This window comes from Halomonas sp. 1513 (genome assembly GCA_001971685.1).
In the GTDB taxonomy this organism is placed as follows: Bacteria; Pseudomonadota; Gammaproteobacteria; order Pseudomonadales; family Halomonadaceae; genus Franzmannia.
This window is the reverse complement of sequence record CP019326.1, coordinates 2,374,400-2,387,299: the sequence shown is the minus strand read 5'-3', so window position 1 is coordinate 2,387,299 and position 12,900 is coordinate 2,374,400. Positions and strand designations below refer to the sequence as shown.

Sequence of the window (12,900 nt, the reverse complement as noted above, 5' to 3'; positions counted from 1 at the left end):
CGTTGTGGCGCTTGAAGTGATCGATGTCGATCATCTGTGGTGTGGCCCACTCACAAAAACGGGCGCCTGGATATTCCAGGCGCCCGCTACTGCGTTGGCGTAAGCGGTTACACCACGCGCTGGCCCGGTTCGGCGCCGGAGTCCGGCGACAGCAGATGGATGCCGTCGCCATTGCCGGCGGCCAGCACCATGCCTTCGGAGACGCCGAAGCGCATCTTGCGCGGCGCCAGGTTGGCGACCATCACGGTCAGGCGTCCTTCGAGGGCCTCCGGCGCATAGGCGGAGCGAATGCCGGAGAACACCGTGCGGGTCTCGCCGCCCAGGTCGAGGGTCAGCTGGAGCAGCTTGTCGGCGCCCTCGACGTAGTCGGCCTTGGCGATGCGGGCGATGCGCAGATCGACCTTCATGAAGTCGTCGAAGCCGATTTCCGCGGCGATAGGCTCGTCGCTCAGCGGCCCCTTGGGCGTGTCCTTGAGTTTCTGCTCTTCCACCAGGTCCTCCTTGGATGCCTCGATCATGGCATCGATATTGTCGCGCTCGACGCGGGTCATCAGCGGCTTGAACTTGGCCACCTCGTGATCCAGCAGTACCGCGTGGCGGCTGTGCCAGTCGAGGCCGTCGAGCTTGAGGAACTCGCGGGCACCCTCGGCCATGGCCGGCACCACCGGTGCCAGGTAGACCATCAGCTGGCGGAACAGGTTGATGCCCACCGAGCAGATATCGAGGACCTCCTGCTCGCGCCCCGGCTCCTTGGCCAGCACCCACGGCGCCTTGTCGGCGATATAGGTGTTGGCCTCGTCGGCGAGCTCCATCACCCGGCGCATGGCGCGGCCGAATTCACGCGCCTCGAAATCGGCGGCGATATCGTCACCAGCGGCGATGAAGCGGGCCACCAGCTCCGGCTCGGCGCAGTGGGCCGACAGCTTGCCGTCGCCCAGTTTGTTGACGAAACCGGCGCAGCGGCTGGCGATGTTGACCACCTTGCCGACCAGGTCCGAGTTGACGCGCTGGGCGAAGTCCTCGAGGTTGAGGTCGAGGTCGTCGACCCCCGAGGTCAGCTTGGCGGCGAAGTAGTAGCGCAGGTACTCGGGGTTGAGATGCTCGGCATAGGTCGCCGCCTTGATGAAGGTACCCCGCGACTTGGACATCTTGGCGCCGTTGACGGTGACGAAACCGTGGCAGTTGACCCCGGTCGGGGTGCGGAAGTCGGCCCCCTCGAGCATCGCCGGCCAGAACAGCGCGTGGAAATAGACGATGTCCTTGCCGATGAAGTGGTAGACCTCGGCCTCGCTGTCGCGCTTCCAGTAGGCGTCGAAATCGATGCCCTCGCGGTCGCAGAGGTTCTTGAAGCTGGCCAGGTAGCCGATCGGCGCGTCGAGCCAGACGTAGAAGTACTTGCCCGGGGCGTCGGGGATCTCGAAGCCGAAGTAGGGCGCATCGCGGGAGATGTCCCACTCGTTGAGCCCCGACTCGAACCACTCCTGAAGCTTGTTGCTGATCTGGGTCTGGACGTGCTCACCGCGGGTCCAGCGCTTGAGGAAGTCGGCGAAGTCGGGCAGCTTGAAGAAGTAGTGGGTCGAGCTGCGCACCTCCGGCGTGGCGCCGGAGATCGCCGAGACCGGGTCGATCAGCTCGGCCGGCGTATAGGTGGCGCCGCACGCCTCGCAGTTGTCGCCGTACTGATCCTCGGCCTTGCACTTGGGGCAGGTACCCTTGATGAAGCGGTCGGCGAGGAACAGCCCCTTGACCGGATCGTACATCTGCTCGATGTCGCGGGTGGCGATATGCCCGGCGTCGCGAAGGCGGGTGTAGATCAGCTCGCTGAAGTAGCGGTTCTCGTCGGAGTGGGTCGAGTGGTAGTTGTCGAAGGCCACGCCGAAACGCGCGAAATCCGTCTGGTGCTCGCGGGACACCCGCTCGATCAGCGCCTCGGAGGTGATGCCCTCCTGCTCGGCACGCAGCATGATGGCGGTGCCGTGGGCGTCGTCGGCGCACACGTAGTGGCACGCATTGCCACGGCTCTTCTGGAAGCGCACCCAGATATCGGTCTGGATGTACTCCAGCAGGTGGCCGAGGTGGATCGCACCGTTGGCGTAGGGCAGGGCGCTGGTAACGAGAATCTTGCGCGCGTGGTGACGTGGCGAGTTGGACATAGTGGCGATGACGTTCCCCAGAAAATCAGACCCCCGATTGTAGCCATCTTCGCCGCCCGCTGCATCCGTGTGCCGCGCCTGGCCAGCGACATCGACGCCGGCAGCACGTACCATCCGAGTCTGGCAGGCAGCAGCGAGGCACGGCGTGGCACAGCAGGGTTTTCTCCTCACCCGGCACTGGCGGGACACTCCGGCCGGCTGCGAGGTGTCATTCTGGCTGGCCACCGACGCCGGGCCACACTACGTGGTGCTGCCGCCACGCCCGTCGGTGGCTTTCGTGGCCGCCACCGAGCGCCAGCGAGTGGCGCCGCTGCTGGCGCAGGAGCGCGGCGTGGAGCTGCGCGAACTGGCGCTGTGCGATTTTCAACAGCGCCCGGTGCTGGGGCTCTACTGCCGTCACCAGCGCCAACTGATGCAGCTCGAAAAGCGCCTGGCTGATGCCGGGGTCGCGCTGCTCGAGGCCGATATCAGGCCCCCCGAACGCTACCTGATGGAGCGCTTTATCACCGCTGCGGTGCGGTTTGACGCATCGCCGCACGACGGCGGCCGGGTGGTCGATGCCGACCTCAAGCCGGATGCCTGCTATCGCCCTCAACTGCGACTCTGCTCGCTGGACATCGAGACCAGCGAGCGCGGCGCGCTCTACTCGATTGCCGTGCAGGGCTGCGGTCAGCGCCAGGTCTTCATGCTCGACGAGCAGGCCGGCGCCGAGCCCGCTGCTGCGCCAGACGGCATCGACCTGAGCTACTGCACCACCCGCGCCGCGCTGCTGGAGCGGCTCAACGACTGGGTCGCCAGGCACGATCCGGACGCGATCATCGGCTGGAACCTGGTGCAGTTCGATCTGCGCGTGCTGCAGCGCCACGCCGAGCAGCTCGGCGTCCCGCTGCGGCTCGGCCGCGGCGGTGAGGCGATGAGCTGGCGCGCCCACGGCAGCCAGGCCAACCACTATTTCGCCGCGGCGCCGGGGCGGCTGATCATCGACGGTATCGAGGCGCTGCGCCAGGCGACCTGGCAGTTCTCCTCGTTCAGCCTGGAGAGCGTCGCCCAGACGCTGCTCGGTGAGGGCAAGGCGATCGACAACCCCTACCAGCGCATGGACGACATCAACCGCATGTTCGCCGAGGACAAGCCGGCGCTGGCGCGCTACAACCTCAAGGACTGCGAGCTGGTCACGCGGATCTTCGCCAAGACCCAGTTGATCGACTTCCTGCTCGAGCGTGCCGCGGTCACCGGCCTGCCCGTCGACCGCATGGGCGGCTCGGTGGCGGCGTTCTCGCACCTCTACCTGCCGCGCATGCACCGCCTGGGTTTCGTGGCGCCAAACCTCGGCGACGTCGAGGGCGACAACAGCCCCGGGGGCTTCGTCATGGACTCGCGTCCGGGGCTCTACGACTCGGTGCTGGTGCTCGACTTCAAGAGCCTCTACCCGTCGATCATCCGCACCTTCCTGATCGACCCGGTGGGCCTGGTAACGGGGCTCGCCGAGGAGCAGGCGGCACCGGAAAGCGGCCGGACGGTGCCCGGCTTTCGCGGCGCGCACTTCTCGCGCAGCCGCCACGCGCTGCCCGAGATCGTGGCGGGGGTATGGCGGGGCCGCGAGGCCGCCAAGCGTGACGGCAACGCACCGCTGGCCCAGGCGCTGAAGATCATCATGAATGCCTTCTACGGCGTGCTCGGCTCGCGGGGCTGTCGTTTCTTCGATCCGCGGCTGGCTTCGTCGATCACCCTGCGCGGCCACCAGATCATGCAGCGCACCCGCGAGCTGATCGAGGCCGAAGGCCATGCGGTGATCTACGGCGATACCGACTCCACCTTCGTCTGGCTCCAGGGTGCCCACCAGGGCGATGCGGCGGAGGCCATCGGCCGCCGCCTGGCGGCCAAGGTCAACGCCTGGTGGCGCGACCATCTGCGCGCTACCTATGACCTGGAGAGCGCCCTGGAACTGCAGTTCGAGACCCACTATCGGCGCTTTCTGATGCCCACCATTCGCGGCGCCGAAGAGGGCAGCAAGAAGCGCTACGCGGGGCTGGTGGAGGATGCCGAGGGGCAGTCGCAGCTTGTGTTCAAGGGGCTCGAGACGGTACGCGCCGACTGGACGCTGCTGGCCAAGACCTTCCAGCAGGAACTCTATCGACGGATCTTTCTGGGCGAACCTTACCGCGACTTCGTGCGCGACTACGTGGCCTGCACCCTGGCCGGTGAGTACGACGAGCAGCTGGTCTATCGCAAGCGGCTGCGCCGCAAGCTAGGCGACTACCAGCGCAACGTGCCGCCCCACGTGCGCGCCGCGCGCCTGGCCGATGAGCTCAACCAGCGCCTGGGGCGGCCGCGGCAGTACCAGCACGGCGGCTGGATTCGCTACGTGATCACCGTCGCCGGCCCCGAGCCGCTGGAGCTGCGCCGCTCGGCCATCGACTATCAGCACTACCTGACGCGCCAGCTGCAGCCGGTGGCGGATGCCATCCTGCCGTTCGTCGACGATGACTTCAGCGCCTTGATCGACCGCCAGTTGGGGCTCTTCTAGGCACCGCCGGGCATCGCCGATGGCGGCGTCTCGCCGTTCATCAGCGCGCGGCGCAGGCGGCCCAGGGCGCGGCTGTCGAACGCCACCCCGCAGGCGTCGAAGACCTCTTCCAGAAAATCCTTGCGCCGCCCGCGCAGCGGGCCGACCAGCACCGCGGCCAGGCTCAGGGTCTCCACTAGCCAGGACCGTTCGCTCTCGCTGAGCCCCGCTAGGGCGCGTGCCTGGCGCGGCCAGTCGACGTCCAGCGCGCGGGTCTCGTGATCGAAGACATCGAGCAGCCGCGACAGCAGGTAGACGTGATTGGCGTGGGCGTCCTGATGGCGCATGATCATTTCGCCGACGCCGTGCAGGATCGCCTCCCGGGCGCTATCGCTCAGGTCCTGGGCCGCGCCCTCGAGCCTTGCGATCAGGCTGTCGATGGCGAAGGGACCCAGCGCGTTCTCGCGGGCCTGGCGCATGATCCAGTAGCTGATCAGGCCATTCCATACGGCATAGAGTGGGCCGGTGACCAGCGGCAGCAGCCCGCGCAGCGCCATGCGCCCGAAGATCCGCCGCATCAGAATGCGCAGTACGAAGCTGGTGACGCCGACCTTCATGCGATACAGCAGGGCGCGGGCGGTGAGCTTCCAGCGTTTCATCTGAGCATAGGGGTCGATGCCGTAGACGTGGTCGCGGGGGCTGGGGAATTCCAGCGCCACCCGCGCCAGGCCCCGTTTGATCAGTAGCCCGTGGGCGCCGTGCCGGAGCGGTACCTGGGCAAGATCGCTGATCTTAAGCACCCCGCGCAGGGCGTTCCAGTATAGGAACAGGATCTCGATGGCGCTGACCACGCCGGCGACGGCAAAGAAGCCGGCCCAGTAGGGCAGTTGCTCTTTGAGCGTCATGTCCTGCATGCCGTCGGCGATGACCTCGCGCATGTACCACTCCATGCCGCCGATCAAGGCCCCGGAGAGGATGCCGGCCAGGGCGGCGTAGAGCACCGTGCGCCGGCAGGCGCGGACCAGCGCGCGGCGTTCGGCAGCGGTGCGCGGACGCGCCGGTACGTCGCGATGCGAATTGCGCTGCGCCAGATAGTCGCCCGCCCAGCGCTCGAGCACGCTGGGCTCGGAAACGTACTCTTGGTGCGGCGCGGGCGGGTTCACGACTCGCCTCGGTAGACGCCAAAGTGGTCGAGGCCCTGGTCGGCGAGCTGTAGCGCCTGCATGCGGCTCATCACGCCCTGATCGCAGTAGAGCAGGTAGCGTCGGCGCGGCAGCCTCGGGGCGCGCCGGGCCAGTTCGAAGAAGGGGATTGCCAGCGGCTCGCCGCGGGGCAGGCGGAGTGGCGCGGCGTCGCGCTCCTCGGGGTGGCGAATATCGATCACGGTGGCGTCGCCGGCCTCGGCCAGTGCGCGCGGCGTGGCGATCTCGTCGATCTCTCCCAGCACAGGGGCGCTCTCCAGCAGGCGGTCGCTGCGCGTCATCTTGGCGGCGGCGATGGCGGCATCGAGCACCGCCTGATCGAAGCCCGCCTCGGCGGCCTCGAGCTGCGCCGGGCTGGGGCGCACGTGGGGGCGGTTCGAGATCACGCCGCAGTACTCGGGGAGCCGTTCGGCGTAGGCGGCGGTGCCGATGCGGCGGGCGTCGGCAATGATCGTCTGCTTGTCGCTGGCGATCAGCGGACGCAGGATCGGTCGCTCGCTGACCGCATCGATCAGCCCCAGGTTAACGAGGCTCTGGCTCGAGACCTGGGCCAAGGCGTCGCCGGTGACCAGCGCGGGGATCCGCGCTCGGGCGGCGACCCGGTTGGCGGCGCGCAGCATCATGCGCTTGAGCACCACCCCGGCCAGGCCGGCCGGCACTCGGCGATGGATCTCGTCGACCACGCCACCGAAGGGTACGCTGATGAAGTTGACCCGGTGCGAGGCGCTGTACTGCTGCCAGAGGTGGTGGGTGACCTCGCGTACGCCTTGCTCGTGGGCCGGCCCACCGAGATTGAAGAACAGGAAGTGGGTCTTGAGCCCGCGGCGCAGCAGCCGCCAGGCGGCCACCGGCGAATCGAAGCCGCCCGAGATCAGCGCCAGCGCCTGGCCCTGGGTGCCCAGCGGGTAGCCACCGAGGCCTGCCAGGCGCCGGCTGACCAGCAGCAGGCGCTGATCCTTGAGCTCCAGGCCCACGTCGAACTCGGCATGGCGCAGATCGACCCGCGCGCTGGGCACGGCCTCGAGCAGGGCGCTGCCCAGGTAGCGTTCGAGATCTTCCGAGCCGAAGTCGTGCCGGCCGCGGCGCTTGACGCTGACCCGAAAGCGCCGGCCGGGCAGTACGTCGCGCCATAGCGCTACCAGCCGCTCGGCGGTGGTGGCGAAATCGGTAAAGGGATACGCCTCCACCACCTGGATTTCCTGGATGCCGGAGATACGCGTCAGGCTGGCTTCGACGGCGGCATGTGCCGCGTCATCAAGATGCGCCGAGGGGCGAACCTCCAGCGCGTCCCAGTGGTCGGCGACCCGCACCCGCGTGTCGAGGTGGCGCAGGCTATTGCGGATATTGGTGCGCAGGCAGCGCACCATCTCCTTGCGCACCGCGCGGGACTTGATGGTGATTTCGCCAAACAGCTTGATTCGATAGCGCATGCGCTTCACTTCGAGGAGACACGAACGCGTCATGGTAGCAATCCGCTGCCACGCATCGCCAGTTGGCTCGCCAAGGGCCTGAGACCACTGCAGATAGCAGCCCCGCTCGGAGCTGATCCGGCGGTAGGCCTACGAGGAGGCGCTGTAAACCCGTCCCTGGGCGCTACCTACGCCATCCATGGCGTAGAACCTCCTCTTCGACCTACCGCCAGCGCTCCTCGCTACAGCGGCTGCAACGCGCGAGTCAGGGCAGTGGAATATCGTTGACCTTGTGCGGGCTGTGATAGCCGCGCTGCACCGCCGGCCGGGCGGCGATCTCCAGATACCAGCGTTTGACCGCAGGGTAGGCGTCGAGATCGATGCGCTGCCACTCGAAGCGCGACACCCACGGCCATACCGCCATGTCGGCAATGGAGTATTCGCCGGCCAGGTAGCTGCGCTCGTTCAAGCGGGTATCCAGCACGCGATAGAGGCGCTGCGCCTCGTCGAAGAAGCGCGCTTCGGCATAGGCCGCCTTGCCGGGGTTGAAGTGCAGGAAGTGGTGCGCCTGGCCGAGGATCGGCCCCAAACCGCCCATCTGCCACATCAGCCACTCCATGACCCGGTAGCGTGGCTCGCCCTCGGCGGGCATAAAACGCCCATGGCGCTCGGCTAGGTAGTACATGATGGCGCCCGACTCCATCAGGGTGACGCCGGTGTCGTCATCGCGCAGGGCGGGGATCTTGTTGTTGGGGCTGACCGCGAGGAACGCCGGGGTGTGCTGCTCGCCCTGGGTGAGGTCGACCGCATGAGTGCGGTAATCGAGTCCTAGCTCTTCGAGCAGAATCGAGACCTTACGGCCGTTGGGGGTGGTCCAGGTCCAGAAATCGATCATGCGCGCAGCCTCGTGGCGAAGGGGATCGAACGGCCAGCGTCGCACAGTCGCGGTGAACTGTCATGGTGAGGATGTCAAACGCTGTTCGAAAAGTGTTGACGCAGGTCTAAAAGCGGTGATATCTAGCGCTACCGGCAATTCGTGCCGGGCCTATCAACGCTCTTCGAGGGTTCGTGAACATGCCTCTGCGCCGCTGTTTACCCATTCTGCTGGTGGCTGCCTTCGCCACCGGCTGTGCCAGCAATACCATTGCGCCGCGCTATACCACCGACAATCCCGATGTCCTGCGGATTGGCGGCGATCGTCCGGCCAACCCGGACCGGCGTACCGAAAACGCCGGCTCCTTCTGTCTCGAGATTACCGAGCGCTGGAGCGAGCATGGCAAGACGCCCGATGGCCAGACACTCTGGGCCAAGGACACCATGCGCAAGGTCGTGCCCTGCCGCTGACTATCTCGGCTGGGCCCATCTCAGCGACCCCGGTGTGATCGTCACACCGGGGTCGCTGCGTTTAGTATGCTGTGACGTCCTCGATCCCGACCGGAGCAACGCCTATGTCCACGACGCGATTCGACCACCTGGTGGTAGCCGCCGCAAGCGTGAGCGCTGGCGTCGACTACCTCGAGCGCCAGCTTGGCGTACGGCTGCCCAAGGGCGGCGAGCATCCGCGCATGGGCACGCACAATCACCTGATGCGGCTCTCGGCGAGCAGTTTCGTCGAGGTGATCGCCATCGACCCCGACGCCGCGCCGCCCTCGCGGCCGCGCTGGTTCGGCCTCGATGATCCCCATGTGCGTGCCAGCCTGGCGGCGTCGCCGCGCCTGTTGACCTGGGCGGTGAACACCCCCCGGCTCGATGCGCTGGCGCTGGACGAGGTGCCGCTGGGGCGCATCGAGCCGATGAGCCGCGGCGCGCTGAACTGGGATATCACCGTTGCCGCCGACGGAAGCCTGGCCGCCGGCGGCCTGCTGCCGGCGGCGCTGCAGTGGCATGGCGATACGCATCCCGCAGCGGGCATGCAGGATCTGGGCTGTCGCTTGACGCGCTTGACACTGTATCACCCGCGTGCCGACTGGCTGGCAGCCTGCCTGCAGCGTCTGGGTGCCGCCGAGCTGGCCCGGGTCGAGCCGATCACAGACGCTGACGATGCCTGGCTCGAGGCCGAGCTGGAAACGACGCTGGGGCGTCGGGTCCTCAGCAGCCGCGACGCCCAGCCGGTGGTCAGCGCGTGATGGCGCGCATGGCGACGTTGCGCCGTTTGTCGCTGCGGCCCGCGATGGCGCTGGTGGTGGCCATGATGCTCGGCGTCAGTGGCTGCGGCGGCGACAGTGAGAGTCAGGTGCCGCTCTACGTGCTGGCCGGTGAGGGCAGTGCCCATGACGGTGAGCGCGTAGTGACGCAAGGTGTGGTGCGACGCTTCGACGATCCGCTGCACTACTGGATCGAGGATCAGGATCTCAATCGCGTCGAGCTGTTTCCTCATGACGCCGTGGCAGAGTACCTCGGGCAGCAGGTGCGCGTGACCGGCACCTTTCGCCTGGGCGAGCGCGGCGGCCGCCGCTTGACGGTGACGCGCCTCGAGGCGCTGGGCGAGTAGCGCAAGCGGCTACTCGCTTGTGCCAGGCGGTACGCGTCGCTGCTCGGCCACCAGCAGCTCCTGGCCGCCGCCCGGCAGGCAGCCGTCGCCCTCCTGGGCCAGCAGCGGGCGCAGGATCTCCTGCATGCCCTTGAGCACCTGCACCGGCAGTGCCGAGGTGAAACGGAAGCTGTCCGAGGCGCTGCCCGGGACGAAGGCGGTCAGGGTCCCGAAGTGGTCGTCGCCCAGGTAGAAGACGAAGGTGGCGGTGCGGTTGCGGGCCTGGGAGCTGAGCACCTGTCCGCCGCGCCCCACGGTCTCGAAGCGGTTGTTGCCGGTACCGGTCTTGCCGCCCATCACCAGCGGCATGTCCTCGTCGAGGCTGAAACTGCCCTGCAGGCGCCGTGCGGTGCCGCCCTCGACCACCTCGGCGAGGGTGCTACGCAGCACCGCGGCCACCTCGGGTTGCATGACCCGCTGGCCGCGGGTGCCGGCGGGCACCAAGCGGGTCTCGTAGGGCGTGTCGGCGGCGAAGTGCAGATCATCGATGCGCAGCGTCGGCAGGCGCACGCCGTCGTTGAGGATGATCCCCATCAGCTCGGCCAGGGCCGCCGGTCGGTCCCCCGAGCTGCCCACGGCGGTGGCCAGCGACGGCACCAGGTGGTCGAACGGATAGCCGAGCCGCGCCCAGCGCTGGTGGATATCGAGGAATGCCTCGACTTCGAGCATGGTGCGGATGCGCACATCGCGGGCGTTGCGGTGGCGGGTCTTGAACAGCCAGCCGTAGACCTCCTGGCGCTCGCTGCGGCTGGCGTGGGCGGCCTCGCCGAAGGTGGCCTCGGGGTGATCGAGCAGATAGCCGAGCAGCCATAGCTCCAGCGGGTGGACCCGGGCGATATAGCCCTGATCGGAAAGATCGTAGCTGCCTGGGGCATAGCTGCGGTAGAGCGAGCCGATGCGCTGCTCACTGAGCGTTTCATGGGGCAGTCGCTGGCGGATGAAGGCGGCAAAGCTGGCTTCGTCGGCCTCCGGGAACAGATAGCGGTGAACCGCCGCCAGGCGTGGCGCGGTGGTGCGCAGGCCGTCGAGGAACAGCGCCAGCCGCTCGTCGCTCTCCTTGCCGCGGTACTTGTTCCAGAAACGCTGCAGGAAGACCCGGCCTTCACGGTCGGCGAAGCGCTGCAGGTAGTCCTGGCGGCGCGGATCCTGATCGTCTTCGAGCAGTTGGGTGCGGCGCTCGTTCTGGTGGATGCTATAGCGCACCAGGTCACGCAGCAGGCGCACGAAAGGCAGGTTGAGGGACTCCTGCATCGACTCGCTCAGCGTCGGGTGGCGGCCGTTGTCCTCGCGGCGGAAGTTGCTGAAGGTGTGACGGCCGCCGCCGGTGAAGAAGGCCTCGTGGGGGCTGGCCGAGTAGCGTCGCTGCATGGCCTCATCCAGCAGGGTGCGCAAGTCGAGGTCGGGGCTGGCGATCAGTTGATCGATGACCCAGCGGCTCAGCGCGTCCTGGCGGTCTAGCTCGATAGCGCGCAGCGCGTCGCTGGGTTGGCCGGCGTGGCGCTGATGCAGCTCGGCAATCACTTCCAGATAGGTGGCCAGCACCCGCAGCTTGGCGGTGGAGCCCAGCTCCAGCTTGCTGCCCTCGTTGATGTCGAAGGGCTGGCCGGTATTGTCGGTCTGGATGCGAACGCGATAGCCATCCTCGCCGCGCTCGAACAGCGTGAAGCTGTAGTTGACCTCGGCGGTATTCTCCGCTGACAGCAAGCGCTCGCCGAACAGCCCGATCTGTTCGGCGAACGCGGGATCGGCGAGCCGGTAGAGGTAGTCGGTGACCTGGCGCTGCACCTCGCCGTGGAGGGTGGTGCGTGCCGAGAGATCGAGTCGATCGAGGTCGTAGAACGAGGTGCCGAGCAGGCTGCCCAGACGGCTGCGGGCCACCTGCAGCCCCTTGTCGCGCTCCACCTGCAGGCGCACCGGGTCACGGGCGAAGTCGCGGAAGCTGAGCCGCTGGACCAGCGCGGCATCGCGCAGCAGCGGATCGATCACCTCGGCCTCGGCGAGGATCCGCAGATAGCTGTCGGTGAGCCGCTCGAGGCTTTGGCGCCCGGTGGTCAGGTACCAGGAAGGGCGGCGCTGGGCGATCATCAGCGCTACCACCTGGCGCAGTGCCAGGGCCTGCTGCGGCAGATTGCCAGGGCCGTTGAAGCCGGGTACCAGCAGCTGGTTGAAGGCGTCGAAGTCGGCATCGAACCATACCCAGAGGCCGTCGCCGATGCCATGCACTTCGCCGTAGCCCGGTGCCGCCGAGAGCGGCACGCTGTTGAGGTAGTCGAGCGCCACGTCCTGGCGGGCAGCGAGGGTCTGTGGCCCCTGGCGATAACCGCGTACGCTGGCGGAAATCATCTGGCGCAGTTTCTCTCGCGCCGAGCCGGTCATGCCATGGGGAGAGTGGCGGTACTTCTCCACCTGGGTGGCCAGCGTGCTGCCGCCGGATGACTGCCCCGAGAGGTCCAGGGCGCGTCCGACCTGGGACATCGCCGCCTTGGCGAAGCGCGGCCAGTCCACCGCCGGGTTGGCGTAGGGTGAGCGGGCGTCGAGCAGTTCGCGGTTCTCGATGAACAGCAGCACCTGCAGGACCAGCGGTGGGACGGCATCGAAATGCGGGTAGTGGCGCTGCGGGTGGCGGAAGGCGTATAGCGTTTCCCCGCGACACTCCTCCAGCGTCAGGCCGGCGCGGGTCTTCTCGGCGTAGGGTGGGAAGAACCCCCGCTGGGTGTAGTCGAGCAGCGCCGGCGAGAAGCGGGCCTGACGCTCGACCACGAAGTCGCTGGCGCGCAGGCGCGCCTCGAACTGCGGCAGGCGAGTGTAGCCGAGGCGGATGTCAAAGGGCCCGTACTGCGGAAACACGATGCGCTCGCTGGGGCCCGGCGATAAGGTATAGGTGAGGGTGCCGGCGAAGCGTGACAGCTCCTGGGCCTGAAAGTGTGAGGTGCGCGCCTCGGCGACCAACAGCGAGGCCAGGCTGATCGAGATCAGCGCCATGACGATCAGCAGGCTGTTGCGCAGCCGGTGCCGACGCCTTACGGGTTGCGGCAGCGGCACCAGTTCACCGTGGCCCGCTGGCGGCTGCCCTGCATGAGACGAGACGGTTGCGCTCATG

General features: G+C 67.6%; 8 protein-coding genes and 1 pseudogene. 4 read left to right on the top strand and 5 right to left on the bottom strand.

The window, feature by feature from the left end; genetic code table 11:
• Nucleotides 1-107 precede the first annotated feature (107 nt).
• Nucleotides 108-2,153: a methionine--tRNA ligase gene (gene metG / locus BWR19_10765; protein ID APX93370.1), complete on the bottom strand. Its 2,046-nt coding sequence runs from the start codon at nt 2,151-2,153 to the stop codon at nt 108-110.
• A gap of 145 nt (nt 2,154-2,298) precedes the next feature.
• Between metG and BWR19_10760 the strand changes: the two genes are divergently transcribed.
• Nucleotides 2,299-4,680, top strand: coding sequence for a DNA polymerase II (locus BWR19_10760; protein ID APX93369.1), 2,382 nt, complete (start codon nt 2,299-2,301; stop codon nt 4,678-4,680).
• On the opposite strand, the gene BWR19_10755 is transcribed toward BWR19_10760, so the two are convergent.
• From BWR19_10755 to BWR19_10745, 3 genes are all read right to left on the bottom strand, one after another.
• On the bottom strand, nt 4,677-5,822 hold the full coding sequence (locus BWR19_10755; protein ID APX93368.1) for a hypothetical protein: 1,146 nt from the start codon (nt 5,820-5,822) through the stop codon (nt 4,677-4,679). The two genes, BWR19_10760 and BWR19_10755, sit on opposite strands and share 4 nt — an antisense overlap.
• Complete coding sequence (locus tag BWR19_10750) at nt 5,819-7,291, bottom strand: tRNA 4-thiouridine(8) synthase ThiI (protein ID APX93367.1); 1,473 nt, start codon at nt 7,289-7,291, stop codon at nt 5,819-5,821. Before BWR19_10750 ends, BWR19_10755 begins: the two co-directional genes overlap by 4 nt.
• Nucleotides 7,292-7,535: 244 nt before the next feature.
• Nucleotides 7,536-8,165 carry a glutathione S-transferase gene (locus tag BWR19_10745; GenBank protein ID APX93366.1) on the bottom strand — a complete coding sequence of 210 codons (630 nt, stop codon included), beginning with the start codon at nt 8,163-8,165 and terminating at the stop codon, nt 7,536-7,538.
• 179 nt (nt 8,166-8,344) lie between these two features.
• Between BWR19_10745 and BWR19_10740 the strand changes: the two genes are divergently transcribed.
• The 3 genes from BWR19_10740 to BWR19_10730 all read left to right on the top strand — a co-directional run bounded on the left by BWR19_10740 (nt 8,345) and on the right by BWR19_10730 (nt 9,761).
• Entirely contained in the window at nt 8,345-8,614 is a 270-nt protein-coding gene (locus BWR19_10740; GenBank protein ID APX93365.1) for a hypothetical protein, read from the top strand.
• Between the two features lie 104 nt (nt 8,615-8,718).
• Entirely contained in the window at nt 8,719-9,396 is a 678-nt protein-coding gene (locus tag BWR19_10735) for a hypothetical protein (GenBank protein APX93364.1), read from the top strand.
• An 8-nt stretch (nt 9,397-9,404) separates the two neighbouring features.
• Nucleotides 9,405-9,761 carry a hypothetical protein gene (locus tag BWR19_10730; GenBank protein ID APX93363.1) on the top strand — a complete coding sequence of 119 codons (357 nt, stop codon included), beginning with the start codon at nt 9,405-9,407 and terminating at the stop codon, nt 9,759-9,761.
• Nucleotides 9,762-9,860: 99 nt separating this feature from the next.
• On the opposite strand, the pseudogene BWR19_10725 reads toward BWR19_10730, so the two are convergent.
• A pseudogene (locus BWR19_10725) lies at nt 9,861-12,899 on the bottom strand (glycosyl transferase family 51).
• Nucleotide 12,900 lies beyond the last annotated feature (1 nt).

Bases quoted from the DNA above. Each gene is read 5' to 3' on its own strand.
- metG (APX93370.1), bottom strand. From the start codon at position 2,153: ATGTCCAACTCGCCACGTCACCACGCGCGCAAGATTCTCGTTACCAGC.
- BWR19_10750 (APX93367.1), bottom strand. From the start codon at position 7,291: ATGCGCTATCGAATCAAGCTGTTTGGCGAAATCACCATCAAGTCCCGC.
- BWR19_10745 (APX93366.1), bottom strand. From the start codon at position 8,165: ATGATCGATTTCTGGACCTGGACCACCCCCAACGGCCGTAAGGTCTCG.
- BWR19_10740 (APX93365.1), top strand. From the start codon at position 8,345: ATGCCTCTGCGCCGCTGTTTACCCATTCTGCTGGTGGCTGCCTTCGCC.
- BWR19_10735 (APX93364.1), top strand. From the start codon at position 8,719: ATGTCCACGACGCGATTCGACCACCTGGTGGTAGCCGCCGCAAGCGTG.
- BWR19_10730 (APX93363.1), top strand. From the start codon at position 9,405: ATGGCGACGTTGCGCCGTTTGTCGCTGCGGCCCGCGATGGCGCTGGTG.